The sequence below is a fragment of the Gallaecimonas zhanjiangensis genome, assembly GCF_057624825.1.
In genome coordinates this window covers 1,320,453-1,343,539 of the sequence record NZ_CM172603.1, presented here as the reverse complement: position 1 = coordinate 1,343,539, position 23,087 = coordinate 1,320,453, and the positions used below count along the sequence as shown (strand labels likewise).

Genomic DNA, 23,087 nt, shown 5'->3' with positions numbered 1-23,087 from the left:
CCACCCTGGCCACCGGTCGCTGCATCTGTGCTTCGGGGGAGTGAAGCAGATCGCGCCGATTTATTGTTAACAGCCTGATAGGGTACACAGCCGGCGCCGTTAAGAAAAGAACAAGGGCAGCAAATGCTGCCCTTGTGCACAGGCCGGTTACAGACCCTGAAGCATCAACTTGTTGAGACGCTTCACGAAACCGGAAGGATCTTCGAGGCTGCCGCGCTCGGCCAGCAGCGCCTGCTCAAACAGCAGCGCCACCGCGTCTTCAAAGTTCTCCCCTTGGCGGCCATCGAGGGATTTAACCACCGGGTGCTCGGGGTTAAGCTCGAAGATGTATTTCACTTCAGGGGCCGCCTGGCCAACGGAGGCCAGCAGTTTGGCCATCTGGCTGGACATGCCGTGCTCGTCGGTCACCACACAGGCCGGGGAGTCGGTGAGGCGGTGGGTAAAGCGCACCTCGCTGACCTTATCACCAAGGCTGTCTTTGACCTTGGCCAAGACCCCTTCGATGGCCTTCTCGGCTTCCTTCTCCTCGTCGGTGGCTTCAATATCCAGCTCGCCGCGAGTGGCAGAGGCAAAGGATTTGCCCTTGTACTCGGTGAGGTGGCTCATCATCCAGTCGTCGATGCGCTCGGACAGCAGCAACACCTCAAAGCCTTTTTTGCGCAGCACTTCCAGGTGCGGGCTAAAGCGGGCGGCGTTAAAGCTGTCGGCCACCACATAGTAAATCTTGTCCTGGCCTTCGGGCATGCGCTCAAGGTACTCATCCAGGCTCACCAGATGCTCGGTGTCGTCATGGTGAGTGGAGTTAAAGCGCAGCAGGCCGGCAATGGCTTCGCGGTTGGCAAAGTCTTCGGCCGGGCCTTCTTTGAGCACGGCGCCAAAGTGCTTCCAAAAACCGGCGTACTCTTCGGGCTTGTCCTTGGCCAGCTTTTCGAGCATGGCAATCACGCGCTTGGCGATGGCGCCTTTCATGGACTGGGTCAGCTTGGAGTCTTGCAAAATTTCGCGGCTGACGTTGAGCGGCAGGTCGGCCGAGTCCACCAGGCCCTTCACAAAGCGCAGGTACTGGGGCAAGAACACCTCGGCGTCGTCCATGATGAACACGCGTTTCACATAGAGCTTGAGGCCGCTCTGGCGCTCACGCTGGTACAAGTCCCAGGGCGCATTTTTGGGGATGTACAGCAAGGACGTATACTCGTGCTTGCCTTCCACCTTGTTGTGGCTCCAGGTCAGCGGCTCGCCAAAGTCATGGGAGAGGTGCTGATAGAAGCTGATGTACTCTTCGTCGCTCACTTCGCTCTTGGACTTGGTCCACAGCGCCGTGCCTTGGTTAACCGCTTCGAAGCCGCCTTCTTCACCCTCTTCCTTGCCCTCTTTAAAGAGCTCCACCGGCACGCCGATGTGGTCGGAATAGGTGTGAATCACCTGCTCAAGCTTGTAGCTTTCCAGGAAGTCTTTGTCGTCGTCTTTCAAGAACAGCACGATGTCGGTGCCGCGGCTGGTCTTGTCGCTGAGGCCGGTCTCGAAGGTGCCCTCGCCTTTGGAGCGCCACATCACGCCTTCTTTGGCACCGGCGGCGCGGCTGTGCACCTCAACGGTGTCGGCGACGATAAAGGCGGAATAAAAGCCCACCCCGAACTGGCCGATGAGCTGGCTGTCTTTGGCGGCGTCGCCAGACAGGCTCTGGAAGAAGGCCTTGGTGCCGGACTTGGCAATGGTACCCAGGTGCTCAACGATCTCGCTTTCGGTCATGCCGATGCCGTTGTCGCTGATGGTCAGGGTGCCTTTGTCTTTGTCGGCCTTGATGCGCACTTTCAGGTCGCCATCGCCCTCATAGAGGTCGGCGTTTTCCAGCGCCTTGAAACGCAGCTTGTCGGCGGCGTCGGCGGCGTTGGAAATGAGTTCGCGCAGGAAGATGTCCCTGTTGGAATACAGGGAGTGGATCATCAGTTGCAGCAGTTGCTGGACTTCGGTTTGAAAACCATGGGTTTGGGTGGTCATGGTTCCACATTCCTCTTGTGTGACTCGCTGGGAAGGTAGATGGGGGCAGGGGCAATATTTTCAAGACACCAGTAATAAAAAACCCCACGGATGTGGGGTTTTTCAGCCATCAGGCCAGGGGTTGGCGGCCGCTGAAGGAGTGGGACAGCGTGGTGCCGTCCACAAATTCGAGCTCGCCCCCCACCGGCACGCCGTGGGCAATGCGGCTGACCTTGACCCCATGTTGGCGGGCCATTTGCGCCACGTAGTGGGCGGTAGCATCCCCTTCCACCGTGGGGTTGGTGGCGAGAATAAGCTCCTGCCAGGGCTCGCGGGCCAGCAGCGCGTCGAGCTTATCGAGCTCCAGCTCCGCCGGGCCTATGCCGTCCAGGGGCGACAGATGCCCCATCAGCACAAAGTAGCGGCCGGAAAAAAGCCCGGTCTGCTCGATGGCCATCACGTCTCCCGGGGTTTCCACCACGCACAGCTGGCCAGCTTCGAGGCGCCGGGGATTGGCGCAGATGCCGCACTTATCCTCTTCGGTAAAGGTGCGGCAATCGCTGCAATGCTGGATGCCTTCCATGGCCGCTTTTAACTGGCCGGCCAGTTTCAGGCCGCCCTGGCGGTCACGCTCAAGGAGGTGAAAGGCCATGCGGGTGGCGGATTTCCCCCCCACCCCAGGCAGGCAGCGCAGGGCCTGGATAAGCTCACGCAGCAGTGGGCTAAATTCCATGGTTTAGAAGGGGAACTGCATGCCGCCGGGCAGCTTCATGCCGCCGGTTACGGCACCCATCTTGGCCTTGGATTCTTCTTCCACGCGGCGGGCCGCGTCGTTGATGGCGGCGGCGATGAGATCTTCGAGCATCTCTTTGTCGTCTTCCATCAGGCTGGGGTCGATTTCAACGCGGCGCACGTTATGGTTGCCAAGCATAGTGATCTTCACCAGGCCAGCACCGGCTTCGCCGGTGACTTCCATGAGGGCGATCTCTTCCTGAGCTTTTTGCATCCGCTCCTGCATCTGCTGGGCCTGCTTCATGATGTTGCCCATTCCGCCTTTACCAAACATTGTCGTTCCTCACATGATTGGGCGAATTGACTCCGCCACCAGTTCTGCATCAAACAGGGCCACAAATTGGTTGACCCTGGGATCGTCGGCCAGCACCTGCTCGGCATAGGCCTGGCAGCGCTGGCTAATTCGGTTGGCAATGGCCAGCGGGCTTTCGCGCCCGGCCGGTGCGGCTTGTACCTGCACCGAGACATTGCCGGAAAAAGTGCCACTTTGGGCCAGGGCTTGTTGCAGGTCACCAAGGTTGCGCTCCAGATGGCGCTGACTTGGCTCCAGCAGCAAGGTCCAGTGTTCGGGGTGTTGCTCCAGCACCGAGTTTAGGGCCAGTTGCCGGACAAAACCGCCAATATTCAATCGCTCGCAGCATTCAAACCAGAAGCGGTCGTCTTCCCGGGCGTCATCAAGGGCCAGGGTGACACCAGGGTAAGGCTCGCCGCCCTGCCCTGTTAATACCGCCGGTTCTGGCTCGGCGCTGGGCGCTTCAGGGGCAGCGGGGGCTTCGGCTTGTTGCTGCTCGGCCCAAGCGAGCTGCATGCCGGGGTCAGGTTCCACGACATCGTCATCAAGCCAGGGCGGCGCGTCGTCCCAGCCCGGCGAGGCTTGGCGCTCAGGGGCAACGGGCTGCGGCTGCGGCTGCGGCTGCGAAGAGTGTTCCTCAGTTTGAGTGGGGTTGCGAGCCGGTTCGGTTGAAGACGGGGCCCGCTGCTGGGCCTCAGGCTTTTTTGGGCCCTTGTCCTCCTGGACCTGCTGCTTGGCTTTAACGGCCTGGCGAGCGGCCAGCAAGGCGCTGGTGGGATTAGCTGCCCCCTGAGGCGCATCGGCCTTGGGCGGCATTTCAGCCTTGGGCGGCGTCTCAAGTGGCGGCGCGGCCTGCGCTGGCGCCGGCTCGTAATGACCTTGCTCGGCCTCGGCCTGAACCGGCGGCGCCGATTGCGGCGCGGCTTGCGGTTCAAACTGCTGTGAAGGCGGCTCGGCAACCTCGGCGCCCCTGAACCCTTGCGCCTCGGCCATGGCCATCAGATGCGCCTGCTGGGCATCAAGGTCTTCTTGGCTGGCCACCGGCGGCGCCGTCATTGGCGTGCGGGGGGCACCAGCGACGGGGTCCATGCTGGCTTTGGGCGGCACCAACGCGGCTTTGGCTGGTTGCGGCGCGGCTTTAGCGGCGCTGTGAGGCGCGGCTTTAGCGGCGCTGTGGGGCGCTTTAGCCTGAGCCTTACCAAGATCAGGATTGGTGTCGATATCAAAGGCCAGCATCCGCAGCAAGGTCATTTCCAGGGCCATGCGCGGATCGGGGCAATAAGGCAGATCGCGCCGCCCGTGCAGCACCATCTGGTAGAAAAGTTGCAGCTGCTGCGGGCTCAGTTGCAGCGCCAGCTGCTCGGCTGGCGCCTCTTGGCTGCCCGGCACCTGCTGGGCAATGGCAGCTTGGTGCAGCAGCGCCAGGATATCGGCCAGCAGGGCGTTGTAATCGGGCGACATCATCGCCACGTGCTCGATGGCCGCCAGCAGCGCCTGGCCGTCAGCCGCCACGACCTGGTGCATCAACTGCTGGGCGTGGTGGTTATCGAGGGTGCCCAGCATCGACTGGACGTTATCCAGCAACACCTCGCCATTACCATGGGCGATGGCCTGGTCGGTCAGACTCAGGGCGTCACGCATGGAACCGTTGGCCGCCTTGGCCAGCAGCCGAAGCGCCGGCTCGTCAAAACCCAGCTTTTCTTCGCCCAGCACATAGGCCAGGTGCTCGGTAATAAGCTCGGGGCTCAGGCTTTTTAAATTAAATTGCAGGCAGCGCGACAGTATGGTGACCGGCAGCTTTTGCGGGTCTGTGGTGGCCAGCAGGAACTTAACGTGCTCCGGCGGCTCTTCCAGGGTTTTTAACAGCGCATTGAACGAGTGGCGCGACAACATGTGCACTTCATCGATGAGGTACACCTTGAAGCGGCCCCGGGTAGGCCGGTACTGGACGTTGTCGAGGATTTCGCGGGTGTCTTCCACCTTGGTGCGGGACGCGGCATCCACCTCGATAAGGTCGACAAAATTGCCCCGCTCAATCTCAAGGCAAGTGGAGCACTGGCCGCAAGGGGTGGGGGTAATACCGGTTTCGCAGTTAAGGCTTTTGGCGAAAATGCGCGCCAGGGTGGTTTTACCAACCCCACGGGTGCCGGTAAAGAGATAGGCATGGTGCAGACGATTTTGGGCCAGGGCGTTGTTAAGAGCCCTTACCACATGCTCCTGCCCCACCAGGGCAGAGAAATTCTGGGGTCGCCACTTACGGGCCAGTACCTGGTATGCCATGCAATCGTCGTTATGCGCTTCAATAGGGCCATGCTAACACAGCAAAAGGCCGAGCTGGCAGCTTGACGCTACCGGCTCGGCCCTTTGGGATCAATGACCGTCGAATTGCACTAGGTCGAAGATCTCGATGTCTTGTTTTTCCAGGCGCTCGATACCGCCAAGCTCCGGCAGGGACACGATAAAAGCCGCATGTTTGGCTTCGCCGCCCAGTTCACGCACCAGTTTGGCGGTAGCTTCGATGGTGCCGCCGGTAGCCAGCAGGTCGTCAACCAGCAGCACTTTGTCGCCGGGGACGATGGCGTCGGTGTGGATCTCCAGGGTGTCCTGGCCGTATTCCAAGTCGTAGCTCTGGCTCAGGGTCTGGCGAGGCAGTTTGCCGGGTTTGCGCACCGGGATAAAACCGATACCCAGGGCCAGGGCCAGGGGCGCGCCGAAAATAAAGCCGCGCGCTTCAGCGCCAACCACTTTGGTAAAGCCCTGGTTCTCGTAATGCTCGGCCAGCAGGGTGATGCTTTCGGCAAAGGCACGGGGGTCCTGCATCAGGCTGGTGACATCACGGAACAGGATGCCCGGCTTGGGGTAATCAGGGATGGTTTTGATGGCGTCTTTGATGACGGCCAGACTGTCTTGTTTCATGCTCATTTTTCACGCAATTGCGTTAGCCAAAGCGCCAAAGGGTAAGGGCTTTTGGCCCCGCTGGCAATTATTGGCGAGTTAATCTTCGATCACCGGCAAGCGGTAAAGATAGATAAGTACCGACACCAGTATCCCCACCAGCATGATCTTCAACCAGATCTTGGGCACCACGATAAGGGAGATACTGAAGGTGACCAGCATCATGGCCACGGCGCGGCGGCGGTAACGGCGGCGCAGGCCTTTTTGCCGCTCCCAGTCCTGCACCATCTGCCCAAAATAGCGGTTGGAGCGCAGCCACTGGTGGCAACGGGGCGAGCCTTTGGCAAAACACCAGGCCGCCAACAAAATAAAGGGGGTGGTGGGCAGCACCGGCAAGGCAATACCGAGCACCCCAAGGGCGATAGCCACCCAACCGCATAACAGATAAAGAAACCGCACCGCCATCACTACTCCCCAGGGCCTGCCGGGCTGAGAGTTTACCCAATGGGGCTGGGGCGATCAATTTAGGCCCCCAGCAGCGCGCCCTTGCTGGCCAGCTCGCCAAGGGCCGCCAGCAGTTGCCGGGCAAGCACCCTTTGCTCCTCCCCCGGCGCGGCCAGGTGGCCGACAAGCGCCTTGGTGCTAAGGCCGGGCGATTGCTCTATCAGCGACAAGGCCTGAGCCATGGCGCTTGAGAGCAGCATAAAGGCGACTTTGTCGTCGAGGCCGCGGTAGACCAGCAAAAACACCGGCGCCGCCAGTGGCGCATCAGGGCGAAAATCGCTGCTTATCTGGTGCACCGGCCAGTGATAGGCCGCCAGCGCCGCCGCGCCAGAGAGCCTGAGCGGCGTATCGATATCGGGGCAAATCAGCCTGCCCTCTTCTTCGCTTCGCCCCACCGCCAGCTCCAGCCACTCGTAATGGGCCAGCTCGGCCATAAAAGGCGGGTCGCAGGGCCGGGGGCTAAAGGCGGGGCCGTCCAAGTAATCTAAAAAGGCTTCGCTGATGTCTAAAAACAGCGGCGAGTGGCAATCGTGGTCGGCATAGAAACGGCGCACCAGTTGCTGCCAGTCGCCCTCGGCATAGAGGCTTTTTAGCACCGGAAAAGACGAGCTTAAGAAACCGTCGATGTTGTTGATAAAAAGTCGGCGGTAAATGGCCATGCGCCTATCTTCCACATCAGTTGGCGCCGGATGCTGCTCCGGGTCGCGAAGGTGGGCCATAAAGGCGCGCTGCACTTCTAAAAAGCTCATGCCACCTCCACTCTTGCCTGGGTTTGCAAGGTGGCGATAGTGCCCACTTCACCAAGCAGCCCGCTCAAGGGCGGCAGGTTAAAATCCCGCTCCAGCAAGGTGGGAAAGACACCGTGATATTGATAAGCCTTGGCCAGCAGCGCCCAGACTGGGTCGATAACGTCGGCGCCGTGGGTGTCGACGATAAGATCGGCCGCTTCCTGATGGTGCCCGGCGATATGGCCATAAGCGATGCGCTGGCTCGGCAGGGCCTTTAAGAAGGCCTCGGCGTCGTAGCCGTGGTTGGTGGCGTTCACATAGATGTTGTTTACATCCAGCAGCAACTGGCAATCGGCTTCTTCCAGCACCGCATTGATAAAGGCAATTTCGCTCATTTCCTGGCCCGGCGCGCCGTAGTAGGACACGTTTTCCAGCACCAGGGGGCGCTCCAGAAAATCCTGCACTTGGCGGATGCGCGCTACCAAGTGGGTGACCGCTTGCTCGGTAAAGGGAATGGGCATTAGATCGTATAGGTGCGCGTTACCCGAGCAGTACGAAAGGTGCTCGGAATAAAGGCGAATATGGTGTTCGTCAAGAAAGGTCTTGAGGGCTTTGAGAAAGTCCCAATCAAGGGCTGCCGGGCTGCCGATAGACAACGACAAACCGTGGCAGACAAAGGGGTGGCGTTCGGTCAGGGCGCGAAAACGCCGGCCATAGCCGCCACCGAGTTTCATCCAGTTTTCGGGGGCCACTTCCAAAAAGCTGACTGGCGCCGGTAAGGTGTCGCCAATATCGGCTAAAAAATCCCGCCGAAGCCCAAGGCCTGCGCCGCTGATAGGTCTGTTCATGGCTTGTCCTGGTAGAGGGTGCGGCAAGCGCCGCACCCTGTCCGGTTAGTGGGCGCTACCGCACTTACCTTCTTTGTGGGCCTTGGTGTCTTCACCGCAGTTGCCCTCTTTCATTTTGGCCTTTTCGTCTTTCATCATCTTGGCCTTGTCTTCGCCACACTTGCCTTCTTTCATCATCTTGGCTTTGTCTTCACCGCACTTGCCTTCCTTCATCATCTTGGCTTTGTCTTCACCGCACTTGCCTTCCTTCATCATCTTGGCCTTGTCTTCGCCGCACTTACCTTCCTTCATCATCTTGGCTTTGTCTTCGCCGCACTTGCCTTCCTTCATCTTGGTTTTGTCTTCACCACACTTGCCTTCTTTCATCTTTTCTTCGGCCTGGCCCTCTTGCTTGGGGCTGCCGCCGCACTTGGCTTCACCGCATTTGGCTTCAAACTGCTGAACCTGGTAGCCCTGGTTCAGTTGGGTCATGGCAAAAGGTGAAGCGCTGGCAGAGGCGCTGGCCAGAGTACCAACGGCCAATACCCCAAGGGCTGCTGCAACAGTGTTACGAGTTTTCATGCTGAATTTCCTTTAGTGGTTTAGGTATCAATGACGTGAACGGCGTAACGGCTGCCGGCAGGTCTCAGGCTAATAGACCCGGTACATGTCACACGTCTTTCAATAAAATGCAGATCCCGTAAACTTGCCAACCTGTTTGCTACCTGGCCTTAAAAAATGCGCGTGATCCTGGCCCCGATGGAAGGGGTTGTCGACCATCTGATGCGAGATTTGCTCACCGCCCAAGGCGGCTTTGATCTGTGTGTCACCGAATTTTTGCGGGTGGTGGACCAGCTCTACCCGGAGCGCAGCTTTTTCAAGATCTGCCCGGAGCTGGCCAACGGCGCCAAAACCCCCAGCGGTGTGCCGGTGCGTATTCAGTTGCTGGGCCAGTCCCCCGAGTGGCTGGCCGAGAACGCCGCCCGGGCCGTAGCCCTGGGCTCGCCGGGTATTGATCTTAACTTTGGCTGCCCGGCCAAGACCGTTAACCGCAACAAGGGCGGCTCGGTGCTGTTAAAAGAGCCAGAAACCCTGTACGCCATCATCCGCGAAGTGCGCCAAGCGGTGCCCGCCCATCAGCCGGTGACCGCCAAAATTCGCCTGGGCTACGACGACACCAGCCTGATGCTGGACAACGCCCGCGCCATTGAAGCGGCCGGCGCCACCGAGCTGGCGGTACATGCCCGCACCAAACGCGACGGCTACCGCCCTCCCGCCTACTGGGAGCAAATCGCGCTTATCCGCAGCGAGATTGGCCTTAATGTCATCGCCAACGGTGAAATTTGGAGCAGCGACGATGCCAAGCGCTGCCAGGCCGTTAGCGGCAGTACCGACCTGATGATCGGCCGCGGCGCCCTAGCCTGCCCCAGCCTTGCCGCCGCCATCAAGGGCCTGGCCCCCAAAGCGCCTTGGGAAGCGGTGCAAGCCCTCTTAAAACGCTACTCCCAGTTCGAGATCCGGGGTGACAAGGGCCTTTACTACCCCAATCGCCTCAAGCAGTGGCTACAGTTTTTGCGCCTGCAATACCCTGAGGCCGAAGCGCTTTTTCAAAAGGTGCGCACCCTTAGCGATAAAGAAGCGATGCTGGAGAGCATCAACCCTTGATGCAGGTCAGCAAAGCCTGAGCCCAAGCCCTTTAGACTGATGCCATTATCCATGTGGAGGCATCCTCAAATGACAGACTTTGGCCAGTCGCTGGCGCAGGAACAGCAACAGCTGCTGCAGCAGATCCGCGCTCGCCTTATCGAACTGGGGGCGCCGGGGGCGCTGCTGGAAGCCCTTGCCAGCCAGGGCGTGGATGGTTTGGGCGAGCAGCTGCCCAGTTACCCTGACCGCCAGCTTTATGGCCTGTGTAACCGCCTGAACAAGGTGGAAGCCGCCTTGTGCCAGCTTGACCTTGGGCTATTTGGGATCTGCGCCGATTGCGAAGCGGAAATCGAGATGGAGCGGCTTATCAAAGATGCCGCCGAGCAGCGCTGCGCCCGCTGCGCTGGTAAAGCCGTTTAAAAAACTTGCCAATACCCCTTGCTGTAGGCATGCTGTGTTCACTTGACAAATGTAAACCGAGCCGATGACCAACACTGCCGCCCTCTTCTTTTTTTGCTTCTTCGCTTCCTTCAAGGGAGGCGATGATGCGGCATGAGGTTATGTCAGCAGCATCATGAGGCCTCCCAAACGGGAGGCCTTTTTTGTATTGGAGGAGTTATGGATCTCAATACCCTGCGCCAGGAAATCGAAGCGCTGGACCAAAACCTGCTAAGCAGCCTGGCCAAGCGCCGGCAATTGGCTCTGGCGGTTGCCAAAGACAAAGCCAAGCGCCAGGGCGCGGTGCGCGATACCGCCCGCGAGGCGAGCCTGCTGCTGAGCCTGATGGAAAAAGGCCAGGCTTTGGGCCTGGACCCTGCCTACCTGACCCGGCTTTACCACGTAATCATCGAAGACTCGGTGCTTTTGCAGCAGGCCTGGATGCAGCAAGGGGATGAAAAAGGCGTACTGCATATTGCCCACCTTGGCCGCCCCGGCACCTATTCGCACCTCGCCGCCCAGGGTTACGCCAGCCGCCGCCAATGCCAGTTCCAGGGCCTTTCTTGCGAGAGCTTTGCCGATATCGTCAAAGCCGTGGAAGACGGCCGGGCGCCCTTGGGGCTGCTGCCTATCGAGAACACCTCTTCTGGCTCCATCAACGATGTCTACGATCTGCTGCGCCACACCCACCTGCATATCATCGGTGAGACCTACCTGAAGGTGGACCATCACCTGCTGGTCAAACCCGGCCTTAGCCTCGACAAAATTGAGCGGGTCTACTCCCACCCTCAGGCCTTGTTGCAATGCTCGCAGTATCTGGGCAAAACCACCCTCAAGCAGGAAGCCTGCCCGTCATCGGCCCATGCCATGGCCAAGGTGGCCGAGAGCGACGAGCCCATTGCAGCCATAGGCCCGGAAAGCGGCGGCGCCCTGTACGGGCTGGTGGCCATTGACCGGCACCTTGCCAACCAAGAGGAGAACCACACCCGTTTTATCCTGGTCAGCCGCGACGCCCATACCGTGCCCAGCCAGCTGCCGGCCAAAACCAGCCTTATCATGGCCACCCACAACACGCCGGGCGCCCTGGTCAGCGCCTTGCAGGTATTGCAGCAGCACGGCTTTAACATGACCAAGCTCGAGTCTCGCCCCATTCCCGGTAACCCCTGGGAAGAGCTGTTTTACATGGATGTGCAGGCCAACGACCAAAGCGAGGAGTGGCAGCAAGCCTACCAGGAGCTCTGCGCCATCACCCGTTTTGTCAAAGTGCTGGGTTGTTACTCGGACGAGCGGGTCAAGGCCACCAGCGCGCCGCTGCCGCAATAAAAAAGGGGCTGACAACGTCAGCCCCGAAAAGACGGCTGGGCCGCCATGCTTTCTCGTCCAGGGAGGAACCTGAGAAAGTTGGTTGGGCAGGCAAGACCTGCCAAGCAGAGTAAAAAGGTGGCCAAAGGGCCACCTTTTTAGTTACAGACGCCAGCTCAGCTTGGCGTAGAGGTAACGACCCAGCACGTCGTACACCTCAGGTACGGTGTTGGCGTCCGAATAGCTGGGAACGTATTCGGGGTCGACGTCAAAGACGTTGTCCACACCCAGGGTGACGGTGGTGCTGTCATTGATGTGATAGCTACCGGACAGGTCGTTGTAAATCACCGAGTCGGTCTTGTAGCTGGTCAGGTTCAGGTCCTTCATGCCGTCGATATAACGCACCGACCATTTGGCATCCCAGCTGTCGCCGCTCACCGCCAGGCTGGCGTTGTGCTTCCACTTGGCATAGGCGCCTTGGTCACCGCTGATGGTGCCGGCGTAGTCTTCCCCTTCCTTGGTGTATTTACCCAGATAGCTGCTGTCAAAGCTGGCTGTCCAGCCCAGATCCCAGGCGTTGAAGGCGTAACGGGCATCGATATCCACCCCGGACACTTCCTCTTTACCGATGTTGGTCAAGGGGCGTGACATATAAGAGATATCGCCAGAAACGGAGCTGCGGGTGATGTTCAGAGCATCACAAGCCGCGCTGTCGCCGCTGTAGCAGTTGTCCAGGTAAGACTGGGCGTCGATGCGGTCGATGGCATCGGTGATCTTGATTTTGTAGTAATCCACGGTAGCGGAGAAGCCACTCAGGAAGCTTGGGCTCCACACCGCGCCCAGAGTCAGGGTATCGGCCTGCTCGGGCTTGAGGTCTTCAGAGGAAGTCCAGGTGGTCTCAATCTGCGAGTCACTATAGCTGTAGCCGGTGTTGCCGATTTGGGCGTTACAGTTCTGATAGAGGGCAGAGCTGGTGCTGGCACTACCGTAACCAGAGCAAGGGTCGGTCAGGTAGTCAAAGCTACCGACGTTACCGCCGTACAGCTCAGATACGGTCGGGGCGCGGAAAGCGGTTGACCGCACGCCGCGAAGCATGAAGTCGTCGTTCAGGCGCCAAGTGATCCCAAGCTTCCAGGTGTTGTCGCTACCGAAGGTGGAGTAGTCGAAGTAACGGATGGCCGCTTCTACCGACAAGTCCTTGACCAGGAATTTGTCGGACAGCAGCGGAATGGCGAACTCGGCGTAGATTTGTTTGGTGTCGTAGCTGCCTGCGGTGGCGTCTTGCTGAGACTGGGCGCTGTCGCCGGCGACGGTCACAGAATCAGGCTGGTACCAGCCTTTTTCGCGGCGATATTCGATGCCAGAGGCAAAACTGAACATACCGGCTGGCAGCTCGAACAGGTCGCCAGAGATGTTGGCGTTAACCACGTTCATCTCGTTGCCGCCGGTGGACTGGTCGGTGTAATCCACGTAATCGAGGACATCCTGGCTCAGCTCACCCTCACCGACAAACCAGTTGGCGCAGGGAATGGAAACGTTGTCACAGACGCTGGAATCGACGGTGTCGAGGATCTTGGAGGTGTTTTGCAGGTTGGACACCTTGCTCACCGCATCATTGCGGCCCCAGGTGTAAGAGACATCCCAATCCAGGCCATTGTGGATATCCAGGTACCCCTGGGCGCCCAGCACATAGCGGCTGGTATCCACCACCTGAGAGTAACCCCGGGCGCCGGCGTCGGTCATCCGCCGTTTGTAATAAACGTCGCTGCCCCAAATGTTGCCGGTAGCGTCGGCAGGGATGGTCAGGGCAACCGGAGACGGCGCCAGCTGCTGGTTGGAGGTCCGTTTGGTGTAGAGGAACTCGCTGAACAGCTGGGTATTGTCGTTCAGCTGGTAGGAGCCGTTACCAAACAGCGACAGGCGCTTTTGTGGGGTATAGAGGTACTGGTAAGGCACGTAGTTGTAGCTGTCGGTCTGGGACACCCAGTTACCGCTGGCATCTTGCTGCAGGTAGCCGTCACCGGCGTTTACCGAGCCACCTGGGATATAGCTGCTGCCGCTGCCGCAGTTGCCGGCGGCAGTACCGTCCTTGATACAGTCTGACCAATCGCGGTTGCTTTGCATGGCGCTGCCACGGTCAACGTAGCTGGCACCTACCACGATGTTGGCCTTATCGGTGCTGCCGCCCATCAACAGGTTGATTTCGCCGGTGTTGGCATCGCCCTTGTCGGTGCCGCCGTAGCTGACATCCAGCTGCACGCCTTGGAAGTCCTTCTTGGTGATGATGTTCACCACCCCGGCCACGGCATCGGAGCCATACACGGCGGAAGCGCCGTCTTTAAGCACTTCGATACGTTCAATCATGCCCACCGGAATGGAGCCCAGATCCACGGAGGAATCAGCGCCGGTGCCGGAGTTGACCATGCGCCGGCCGTTGACCAGCACCAGGGTACGGGCTGTACCCAGGCCGCGAAGGTCAACCCGGGCCGCCCCTTCACCGCCGTTGTTGGTGGCGGCGCCAGTTGGCGCGCCGGCGCTGAAGGTGGCATCAGCCAGCACGTCAGCAACTGAGGTATAACCGCTCGCCTGCAGATCTTTAGCCGAGATCACGGTGACCGGGCTGGCGGTTTCCATATCGGTACGCTTGATGCGTGAACCGGTGACTTCAATACGTTCGGTTTGATTGGCATCGTCGGCGGCCAGAACCGGCAGCGACACGGTAATAGCAGCGCCGCCCAGCAGCGCCCATTTGACAGCCTTATTAATGGCGGTTTGAGACATCATGACACACTCCCTTTTTTATTAACCGTCAGCGCAGAAAGTTGCGCAAAAAACGGTCTGTTTTATTGCTTGGTTTTAAAAAGCGAGTTGATAGTCATGGACAGCCATTTGGCCGTCAAACGACGCCTAGGGAGGAAAATAGCAAATAGGGAAGAAGTAGATGATACTCAATTGTTAAAATGAAAATCTGAATTTACTGAGCTTCATGGGCATTTGATAAATAAAAATTAAAACAGAAACAATAAAGACGCATTTATCGACATGGCACTCTTCATAAAAATCCTTAATTCCTCGCCAAAGCAAAAAATAAGGATGTCTCGCAATAGCAGGATAAAGATCACCTTTTCTCGTTAACAAGCCATAAAAAAAGCGACCCGAAGGTCGCTTTTTATTTTCCCGTTAATGGGAATTAGATGCGCCAGCTCAGCTTGGCGTATACGTAACGACCCAGAACGTCATATGCCTCAGGCACAGTGTTGGCGTCAGAGTAGTCAGGTACGTAGGCCGGATCTTCGTCGAAGACGTTATCTACGCCCAGAGTCACAGTAGTGCTGTCATTGAAGTGATAGCTACCGGACAGGTCGTTGTAGACGACAGAGTCAGTCTTGAAGGTGTAGGGAGTACCGTCTTCGTAAGCGCCATCGTCGTGCATGCCGTCGATGTAGCGTACGGTCCACTTGGCATCCCAGCTGTCGCCGCTCAGAGCCAGGCTAGCGTTGTGTTTCCACTTGGCGTAGGCGCCTTGGTCACCGCTGATGGTATCGGCGTAGTCGATACCTTCTTTGGTGTACTCGTCCAGGTAGCTGGTATCCCAGGTGATGGTCCAGCCCAGACCAGCAGCGTCGAAGGCATAACGCATATCCAGGTCAACACCTTTGATTTTCTCGTCGCCGATGTTGGTCAGCGGACGAGACATGTAGGTGATATCGCCGGAGTTGGCGCTACGCTCGATTTTCAGCACACTACAGGCATTGGAATCGCCGTTGTAGCAGTTGTTCAGGTATTCCTGAGCATCGATACGGTCGATAGCGTCTTTGATCTCAATTTTGTAGTAATCAAGAGTCGCAGAGAAACCGTTGATGAAGCTCGGGCTCCACACCGCCCCCAGGGTCAGGGTGTCGGCTTTTTCAGGCTTCAAGTTCGGATCGGAAGTCCAAGTGGTTTCGATCTGAGAGTCGCCATACTTGTAGCCAGTGTTACCGATCTGAGTGTTACAGGTCTGGTATTTGGTAGAAGAAGCGCTGCCAGAACCGTAGTCAGAACAGGGATCGTCCAGGTAGTCGAAGCTACCTACGCTACCGCCGTACAGTTCAGATACGGTAGGAGCGCGGAAGGCGGTAGAACGTACGCCACGCAGCATGAAGTCGTCGTTCAGGCGCCAGGTCAGACCCAGTTTCCAGGTGGAATCGCTACCGAAGGTAGAGTAATCGAAGTAACGGGCAGCCGCTTCGATAGACAGGTCTTTAACCAGGAACTTGTCGGACAGAACAGGGATAGCGAATTCCGCGTAAATCTGTTTGGTGTCGTAGCTACCGGAAGTCGGATCTTGCTGAGACTGGGCGCTGTCACCGGCTACAGTCACAGAGTCAGGCTGGAACCAGCCCTTCTCGCGACGGTATTCGATACCGGAAGCGAAGCTGAACATACCGGCAGGCAGTTCGAACAGGTCACCGGAGATGTTGGCGTTGATAACGTTCATCTCGTTACCGCCGGTGGACTGGTCGGTGTAGTCAACGTAATCCAGAACGTCTTGGCTCAGCTGACCTTCACCCACGAACCAGTTAGCACAGGGGATACCAGAATCACCGCCACACTTGTCAGGATCAACGGTGTCGAGGATCTTGGAAGTGTTCTGCAGGTTGGAAACCTTGGACACTGAGTCGTTACGGCCCCAAGTGTAGGACACGTCCCAATCCAGACCGTTGTGGATATCCAGGTAACCCTGGGCACCAATCACGTAACGGGTGGTATCAACAGTCTGCTCGTAGCCACGAGTACCGGCGTCGGTCATACGACGCTTGTAGGTAACAGCGGTGTTTTCCGGGTTACCGGTGGCACCAGCGGGGATCTCCAGGCTTACCGGAGAAGGGGCCAACTGCTGGTTGGACATCCGCTTGGTGTACAGGAACTCGGTAAACAGCTGGGTGTTGTCGGTCAGCTGATAAGAACCGTTACCGAACAGAGAGGTACGCTTCTGAGGAGTGTACAGGTACTGGTAAGGGATGTAGTTATAGGTATCGGTCTGGGGTACCCAGTTGCCGCTGGCGTCTTGCTGCATGTAGCCGTCGCCAGCGTTGTAGGAACCGCCGGGGATGTAGCTGGAGCCACCACCACAGGCACCGTCTGGCAGGCCATCTTTGGCACAGTCAGACCAGCCACGGTTGCTTTGCTTGGCAAGACCACGGTCAACATAGGAGGCGCCGATAACCACGTTGGCTTTATCGGTGCTACCACCCATCAGCAGGTTGATCTCGCCAGTGTTGGCGTCACCACGAGTGGTGCCACCGTAGCTAGCGTCAACTTGCAGACCTTGGAAGTCTTTTTTGGTGATGATGTTAACTACGCCAGCTACGGCGTCAGAGCCATAAACAGCGGAAGCGCCATCTTTCAGTACTTCGATGCGCTCAATCATGCCTACAGGGATAGTAGACAGATCGACAGAGGAGTCAGCACCAGTACCGGAGTTAACCATACGGCGGCCGTTTACCAGCACCAGGGTACGAGCAGAGCCCAGACCACGCAGATCTACGCGAGAAGCACCGTTACCACCGTTGTTAGAGGCGGCACCGGTAGGCGCACCAGCACTGAAGGTGGAGTCGGCCAGTACGTCGGCAACAGAGGTATAACCGCTGGCTTGCAGATCTTTGGCAGAGATAACAGAAACCGGAGAAGCGGTTTCCATGTCGGTACGCTTGATGCGTGAACCGGTTACTTCAATACGCTCAACATCGTTACCGTTGTCGGCGGCCAGGACAGGCATGGCTACAGCAGCAGTAGCACTTGCCAGCAACGCCCAGCTAACAGCTTTGGAAGTTTTATTTTTTGACATCATGACATCGTTTCCTTTGGCGATATTTTGTTCGCATTAGGATTTGTGGTTGTTTTTCGGGTTTTTAAAACCGCATTGATACTTAAACAGAGCCACTTTAATGTCAACGCAACAACATGATGCCAAAAGGTTTTTATTGTTTAACCACAACTGCAATTTGAAAAACAAAACCACAATTAAAAGTTAATAAAAAGATAAAATGAAAAATAAAATCAGATAAAACAACAACATAAAAAAAGGCATATAGATTGAATAGCTATGCACTCTTTGCCCATTTTTTTTGCACAGGGAACTTTTTTTGTGACTGGTCTCACAGCTGGCAGCCGGAAAAAGAACAAAAAATAAAAAATAAAAACAATAAAAAAACAAATTTAAACATAAGAACCATATTGCATCAAATTTAAAACAAAATAGCCGTGTGTGGAGACACACAAAGAGACTTTCTGTCTGTAAACAGCGCCTACCGATGAAAAAACAAACAACCAGACCGTGGGCGTTAGCTTCAGCGTAGGTATAAAACACAACGAGGGAGCAAGGAGAGCACTCAAGTTCAAGGCGTGACAACAGCTCATCTACGAGCAAGACCGGTAAGGTCTGACCTACCAAGCATCAAAATAGACTATAGGAACAGTCTCTACAAAAGCAGGTAAAGAAGGAGATGACCTAGTGAAGAGGCTTAAAACAGACATTAAAAAAGCCCCCGAAGGGGCTTTTATCAGAGCTTGACGCCCTTTCGAGTGGCTTCGTCCCGCACATAGCCTTCCCAGCTAGTAGCGGTCTTCTTGGTCTCGTCATAGTTCTTCGCCAACTTGATTTGCTGAAGCGCCTCAAGATAGGACTTTTGGAAGAAGTATGCCTGAGCCAGCGCCAGATGAGCACGACCCGGTTCAGAGTGTGACAGCCCGGTTTTCGCGTTAACGGCTTTGTTCAAAGCAACAATCGCTGCCTTGTACTTTTCCTGCTCCAGCAGCAAGTTGCCCTGTTTCAGGAAGTCTTTACCGTTATCGCCAGCTTCACCCGCCTTACCGTAATAGTCGATAGCCTTGTCCAATTCCTTGGCGTTATGCCAGGTATTGGCCAGCGTGGACAGAGAAGACTCATCCTGCGGGATAAGGCCCGCTTTCATGAATTTCTCTTGGATCACCGCAGACTTGTAGGGAATGTCCTGGTTCGCATAAAGCTGTGCCAGTACTTTGCCTTCATTCTCTTTGGTGAGGAAGCCCTGCTTGTAAGCCAATGCATAGGTCGCCAACGCCTTATCGGTGTTGTTAACCAGCATGTAGGCCTGACCAAGCTGCATCCACCACTGCTTCTCTTTTGGCTCAAGCTTCACCAGCTCTTCCAGTACGGGGATCATCGGCTTGTACATCTTGCGATCGAAATACGCCGCCAATTTCAACACGTACGGGTTTTTGTTGGGCTTTTTGTAAAGCTTGATGGCTTTATCGGCCAACGGCACAACCTTATCCAACTGCTTCAGCTGGTAATAAGCCTGAGCCATCATGGTGTAAACGTCAGCACTTTCCTTACCGGAATAGTCCATCCATTTATCAAGATAAGTGAGCGACTCTTTCCACTTTTCCTGTTGCTGAAGCATCTGACCAACCTGGCGCAATACGCCTTCTTGCTCAGTCTGGTTCAGCTGACCGGAATCAGCAGCACGTTTGAGGTACTGCAGGGATTGGTCGTACTTTTCCTGATAGTAATAAATGGTACCGATAAAGCGATCGACGTAAGCCTTGTCGTAACCATCACGGGGCGACATATCCAGCATGATCTTCAGCGCGCCGGCATAGTCCTCTTTGGAAAAGAGGTCGTACGCCTTGCTCACTGAGCGGCCAGCAGACTCAGACAATGCCTGAGTCTTGCGCTTTGGCACCTGCTTGACCTGCACCACGTTGTCTTCAGCCACAGCGGACTGAGACAGGGTGACAGTGCCGGCCAAGGCCAACACCGCCAGTAAGGAAGAAGCGAGTTTTTTCATCTTCATTACTTTTTACCCTCCAGCTTGAAGTCCAGTTGAACTGTCAACCCAGGTTGCTTAACAGGCTTGCCGTCGATGATCTTCGGCTTGTATTTCCACTTGGCCAGGGCGCGCTTGGCTTCGCGGTCGAAGATACGCTTCGGCTGGGCATCGATAACTTCGATGTCTTCAACACCACCGACTTCGTTAATGGTGAAGCTCAGTTTTACCCAACCTTCTTTACCATCACGAGCCGCTTCCACCGGATACTTAGGATCCATGCGGAAGATAGGCGTTGCATCGCCGTCACCACCCATACCGCCACCAATGGTGGGGGCGCCCACCGCAGGGCCTGAACCGCGGGATGAGAAGTTCATCTTCGGAATGTTCAGATTCTGCATCTGCTGCTGAGGCTTGCTCGGTTCATCCGGGATAGCCTTCAGCGGCTTAGGCGGCTGCTTCGGCGGTGGTGGCTTCTTCGGCAGCTCCCGCTGTTTATTCTGGGGAGGTGTCTCCTGCTTGTTCACAGAGATATCGATCGTCGGGGCATCGGCAGAAGTATCGTTCCGCGCCGGGCCACCAGAGATCAGATACGCCATGAACCAGATCAGGAAAAACGTGACCGCAATCCCCAGCAATATGCTTGCTATGGATCTAGCCATAATTAACTCCCAGGGTCGGCGGCAACGGAGATCTTATCGACGCCCGCAGCTTTGACTTGGTCCATAACCTGCACAACAACACCGTGCTTGGAGTTCTTGTCGGCCTGGATAACAACAGATGCTTCAGGAGTTTCGGCCAACATTTTTTCAACGTTGGCGCGAACACGTTCCACATCCACCTGGCGTTTTTCCATGTAAATTTCGCCGTTTTCTTTAATCGCGATAAAGATGTTGGCCGCTTTTTTCTTGGTAGCAGTTGCTGCCGTTGGGCGGTTTACATCAATACCTGACTCTTTGACAAAAGAGGTGGTCACGATGAAGAAGATCAGCATGATGAACACGATGTCGAGCATCGGAGTCATGTCAATGCTGGCTTCTTCCTCTTGCCGTACACGTCTACGTGCCATAGCTACTCTCTCTTAGTGATGCGGCATGCTATCGACGAGGCGATGGCTTGCAACTTTAACCTTGGCTTCCAGGCGTGAACTGAAGAACACACCAGACAGCGCCGCAACCATGCCTGCCATCGTCGGGATGGTGGCCATGGAGATACCTGACGCCATCAGACGGGGGTTACCCGTGCCGGTGTTAGCCATGATTTCGAACACATGCACCATACCGGTTACAGTGCCGAGCAGTCCGATCAAGGGACACATGGCAACCATGGTCTTGATAAGCTGCATGCGCGCGTTCAACTTTTCATTGGCTTGGGAGATCCATGCCTCACGGATTCTATGCGCGTACCAGGATGTGGTGTCTTCACGGGCGTCCCAGTTACCCAGCACAGTTTTCACCAATTTGGGGAAAGCTGTGGTCAGGTACAGATAGCGCTCGATCATCAGAACCCACATGATGAACAGCACGAGGGCCAGCCAGTAGAGGACTACACCCCCGGTATTCATAAAATCCCTGACAGATTCCCAAAGCTCTATCAGGAAGAGCATCATTACTTAGACTCCTTCTCCGCGTGCTCAGCGATGATGCCAGCAGCCTGTTCCTCAACGAGGTGGATCAGGGATTGGCTACGTGAGTACACGATGGAGTGAAGGAAAATCAGCGGCAGAGCTGCAACCAGACCCAGTACGGTGGTTACCAGCGCGGTAGAGATACCACCGGCCATGATTTTCGGGTCACCAGTACCGAACAGGGTAATGGACTGGAAGGTGTCAATCATACCGGTAACAGTACCCAGCAGACCCAGCAGCGGGGCTACGGCAGCCAGAACCTTGATGACGGATACGCCACGCTCAATACGCGGGGTTTCCTTCAGGATGGCTTCGTCCAGCTTCAGCTCAAGGGTTTCTACGTCAACGTTACGGTTGTTTTCGTAAACCTTAAGGATACGGCCCAGAGGGTTGTTATCGCTGGGGGTATCGGACTTGCGCTGACGGCTGATAGCCGCGCTCATGCCGCCCAGAACAATCAGACGCTCCAGAACGATCAGCAGACCCAGTGCCAGTACACCAGTGATGATGTAACCAACGGTACCGCCCTGGTTGTAACGCTCAAGCAGAGTCACTTTTTGCGTCATCAGGGTCAGGATGGTGCCACGGGAAGGGTCAACATACAGAGGCGAGTAGCCAGAGGTGTTCTTACCGAAGCTGATAACGGTATCAGTCATGTAAGACTCAGGCTGACGAGACAGCTCGTCAACGGTGCCGCTTTCAGAGTTGTAAACCAGGTACTGGTCACTGCTCATCAGGTTGAAAGCGCCAACGCGGGTTACGTCCATTTCCTTTTTCTCACCGTCAACGGTGATAACAGGAGCTTTGAACTTAACCACTTCGCCAGAGGCGGTCATTTCTTTTTGCAGAGCAAACCACAAGTCTTCCAACTGGGGCAGCTCAGGCAGCTCTTTGGACTGAGCCAGTTCTTTCATTTCTTTGTCGCGGCCAGGGTACTGGGCGGAAATGATAGAGGTCTGGAAGCGGGATTGGGCATCGCCAGCAACCTGACGAACCACACCGAACATCTCACCCATGTTGCCAACGGCCAGGGTCAGTTTCTCTTCCAGGGCAGCCAGTTGCTTCTCGTTGTCAGCAAAGGAGGCTTCCAGTTGCTTACCACGAGCTTGCTCGGCAGCCAGTTCAGACTTGGCTTTGCTCAGCAGAGCTTGCTTGTCAGCGCGAGCGGACAGGAATTCCTGTTCGCGTTGCTTGTTGATTTTGTTGTCAGAAAGACGGTCTTTCTGAACATCTTGCAGCAACTGCTCTAGGGTCTTCGCCTGAGGAGCTGCGGCCAGAACAGGCTGGGCGGTCAAAACCAGACCAGCAGCCAGCACTACGCTCTTCAATACAGTTTTCATTCTGCAGACTCCGGTGCTTCGATTGGCAGTTTCATCAGGTTAGGTGCAGCCTGGTTACGAGCCAGCTTCACGGCCTCACGGACGGAAGTTACGTACTCATCACCCAGTTTTTCCCAATCTTTCTTCTCGCGGTTCCAGAACCAAGCGTTTTGCTGGTCCAGAGACAGCGCCAGATAGGCGACACGGCCAACGTGCACGAAGTCAACGGAGAGCTGTTTGCCATCGACGGGCAGAATACCCTGCCAGGCATAGCTCTTAGAGCCGTTTTCAACTTCGATCTGATAGGCATCGAGGATTTGACGATACTTCTCAGAAGTAGAAACAGAAGAATCTTCCATCATGTCACGCAGATGCTGAACACGCTGGGTGCGTTCTTCTTTTTCGAAAGGAACATCGAGCTTAACAAACTGATCCAAAGCGTCGATCATTTTGTACATCAGCGGCACGACACCTTGTTGGGTCTTGGTGATGTTGGTGATCTGCTTGTTATAACGACCCATTTCTTGCTTCTGGCTGTCAATCAGCTTGGCAATGTGGTCGTTATAAATTTTCAGGTTGTCAGTTTCTGCAACGGTGGTGCGGTAATCCGCAACCAGGTCACGGGTTTGATCCGAAAGCTTGTCAATCTTGGCCTGCGAAGCCGCAGCGGCGTCATTGATATTTTTCTCAACGTCTTGAGAAGAGACAAGAGGATCGGCCGCGTAAGCGGCGCTACCGGCAAACATAAAGGCACCGGCAAGGGCCGCAGCGAGTGTGCTTCTCTTGCTTAGTCTGGACATAGTTCCCAACCAACGTCTTATCGTTATAGAGCCCTACTCACCGAACGGTGGTAGGCGTTCGAAGGATTGCATCTCAGAAAAAAGCCCGAGATACACCAGCTGTCGATGATTCCAGATTCGTTTCAGGGTGTCAACACAGCAGAAAG

At 56.3% G+C, this 23,087-nt stretch carries 20 protein-coding genes; 3 read left to right on the top strand and 17 right to left on the bottom strand.

The window, feature by feature from the left end; genetic code table 11:
• Positions 1-147: 147 nt before the first annotated feature.
• From htpG to AC22G1_RS06240, 9 genes are all read right to left on the bottom strand, one after another.
• Complete coding sequence (gene htpG, locus AC22G1_RS06280; RefSeq protein ID WP_487315999.1) at positions 148-1,998, bottom strand: molecular chaperone HtpG; 1,851 nt, start codon at positions 1,996-1,998, stop codon at positions 148-150.
• Positions 1,999-2,107: 109 nt separating this feature from the next.
• Complete coding sequence (recR, locus tag AC22G1_RS06275; RefSeq protein WP_464950481.1) at positions 2,108-2,710, bottom strand: recombination mediator RecR; 603 nt, start codon at positions 2,708-2,710, stop codon at positions 2,108-2,110.
• A gap of 3 nt (positions 2,711-2,713) precedes the next feature.
• On the bottom strand, positions 2,714-3,043 hold the full coding sequence (locus AC22G1_RS06270) for a YbaB/EbfC family nucleoid-associated protein (RefSeq protein ID WP_050657501.1): 330 nt from the start codon (positions 3,041-3,043) through the stop codon (positions 2,714-2,716).
• Positions 3,044-3,052: 9 nt separating this feature from the next.
• Positions 3,053-5,341 carry a DNA polymerase III subunit gamma/tau gene (dnaX, locus tag AC22G1_RS06265; protein ID WP_487315998.1) on the bottom strand — a complete coding sequence of 763 codons (2,289 nt, stop codon included), beginning with the start codon at positions 5,339-5,341 and terminating at the stop codon, positions 3,053-3,055.
• 90 nt (positions 5,342-5,431) lie between these two features.
• Positions 5,432-5,983, bottom strand: a complete 552-nt coding sequence (gene apt, locus AC22G1_RS06260; protein ID WP_487315997.1) for an adenine phosphoribosyltransferase — start codon at positions 5,981-5,983, stop codon at positions 5,432-5,434.
• Positions 5,984-6,055: 72 nt separating this feature from the next.
• Positions 6,056-6,421 (bottom strand): YbaN family protein, encoded by a 366-nt coding sequence (locus tag AC22G1_RS06255; RefSeq protein WP_487315996.1) that lies wholly within the window; start codon positions 6,419-6,421, stop codon positions 6,056-6,058.
• Positions 6,422-6,480: 59 nt separating this feature from the next.
• Positions 6,481-7,209 (bottom strand): HvfC family RiPP maturation protein, encoded by a 729-nt coding sequence (locus tag AC22G1_RS06250; protein ID WP_487315995.1) that lies wholly within the window; start codon positions 7,207-7,209, stop codon positions 6,481-6,483.
• Positions 7,206-8,036, bottom strand: coding sequence for an HvfB family MNIO-type RiPP peptide maturase (locus tag AC22G1_RS06245; RefSeq protein ID WP_487315994.1), 831 nt, complete (start codon positions 8,034-8,036; stop codon positions 7,206-7,208). Before AC22G1_RS06245 ends, AC22G1_RS06250 begins: the two co-directional genes overlap by 4 nt.
• Positions 8,037-8,081: 45 nt before the next feature.
• On the bottom strand, positions 8,082-8,597 hold the full coding sequence (locus AC22G1_RS06240) for an HvfA family oxazolone/thioamide-modified RiPP metallophore (RefSeq protein WP_487315993.1): 516 nt from the start codon (positions 8,595-8,597) through the stop codon (positions 8,082-8,084).
• Positions 8,598-8,753: 156 nt separating this feature from the next.
• On the opposite strand from AC22G1_RS06240, the gene AC22G1_RS06235 reads away from it, so the two are divergent.
• The 3 genes from AC22G1_RS06235 to AC22G1_RS06225 all read left to right on the top strand — a co-directional run bounded on the left by AC22G1_RS06235 (position 8,754) and on the right by AC22G1_RS06225 (position 11,423).
• Positions 8,754-9,680 carry a tRNA-dihydrouridine synthase gene (locus tag AC22G1_RS06235; RefSeq protein WP_487315992.1) on the top strand — a complete coding sequence of 309 codons (927 nt, stop codon included), beginning with the start codon at positions 8,754-8,756 and terminating at the stop codon, positions 9,678-9,680.
• A 69-nt stretch (positions 9,681-9,749) separates the two neighbouring features.
• Positions 9,750-10,082: a hypothetical protein gene (locus AC22G1_RS06230; protein ID WP_487315991.1), complete on the top strand. Its 333-nt coding sequence runs from the start codon at positions 9,750-9,752 to the stop codon at positions 10,080-10,082.
• 198 nt (positions 10,083-10,280) lie between these two features.
• Complete coding sequence (locus AC22G1_RS06225) at positions 10,281-11,423, top strand: prephenate dehydratase domain-containing protein (RefSeq protein ID WP_487315990.1); 1,143 nt, start codon at positions 10,281-10,283, stop codon at positions 11,421-11,423.
• Positions 11,424-11,564: 141 nt separating this feature from the next.
• Here the strand turns inward: AC22G1_RS06225 and AC22G1_RS06220 are convergent, their stop codons facing one another.
• From AC22G1_RS06220 to AC22G1_RS06185, 8 genes are all read right to left on the bottom strand, one after another.
• Positions 11,565-14,186 carry a TonB-dependent receptor plug domain-containing protein gene (locus AC22G1_RS06220; RefSeq protein ID WP_487315989.1) on the bottom strand — a complete coding sequence of 874 codons (2,622 nt, stop codon included), beginning with the start codon at positions 14,184-14,186 and terminating at the stop codon, positions 11,565-11,567.
• A 406-nt stretch (positions 14,187-14,592) separates the two neighbouring features.
• Positions 14,593-17,235, bottom strand: coding sequence for a TonB-dependent receptor (locus AC22G1_RS06215; RefSeq protein ID WP_487315988.1), 2,643 nt, complete (start codon positions 17,233-17,235; stop codon positions 14,593-14,595).
• A 712-nt stretch (positions 17,236-17,947) separates the two neighbouring features.
• Complete coding sequence (locus AC22G1_RS06210) at positions 17,948-19,216, bottom strand: tetratricopeptide repeat protein (RefSeq protein WP_487315987.1); 1,269 nt, start codon at positions 19,214-19,216, stop codon at positions 17,948-17,950.
• Between the two features lie 5 nt (positions 19,217-19,221).
• A complete protein-coding gene (locus AC22G1_RS06205; RefSeq protein ID WP_487315986.1) occupies positions 19,222-19,857 on the bottom strand; it encodes an energy transducer TonB in 636 nt (211 codons plus the stop codon).
• 2 nt (positions 19,858-19,859) lie between these two features.
• Positions 19,860-20,264: an ExbD/TolR family protein gene (locus tag AC22G1_RS06200; protein ID WP_050657486.1), complete on the bottom strand. Its 405-nt coding sequence runs from the start codon at positions 20,262-20,264 to the stop codon at positions 19,860-19,862.
• Between the two features lie 12 nt (positions 20,265-20,276).
• Positions 20,277-20,804 carry a MotA/TolQ/ExbB proton channel family protein gene (locus AC22G1_RS06195; RefSeq protein WP_487315985.1) on the bottom strand — a complete coding sequence of 176 codons (528 nt, stop codon included), beginning with the start codon at positions 20,802-20,804 and terminating at the stop codon, positions 20,277-20,279.
• Positions 20,804-22,162, bottom strand: coding sequence for a MotA/TolQ/ExbB proton channel family protein (locus tag AC22G1_RS06190; protein ID WP_050657485.1), 1,359 nt, complete (start codon positions 22,160-22,162; stop codon positions 20,804-20,806). The genes AC22G1_RS06195 and AC22G1_RS06190 overlap by 1 nt, the downstream gene beginning before the upstream one ends.
• On the bottom strand, positions 22,159-22,941 hold the full coding sequence (locus AC22G1_RS06185; protein ID WP_050657484.1) for a DUF3450 domain-containing protein: 783 nt from the start codon (positions 22,939-22,941) through the stop codon (positions 22,159-22,161). The genes AC22G1_RS06190 and AC22G1_RS06185 overlap by 4 nt, the downstream gene beginning before the upstream one ends.
• Positions 22,942-23,087 lie beyond the last annotated feature (146 nt).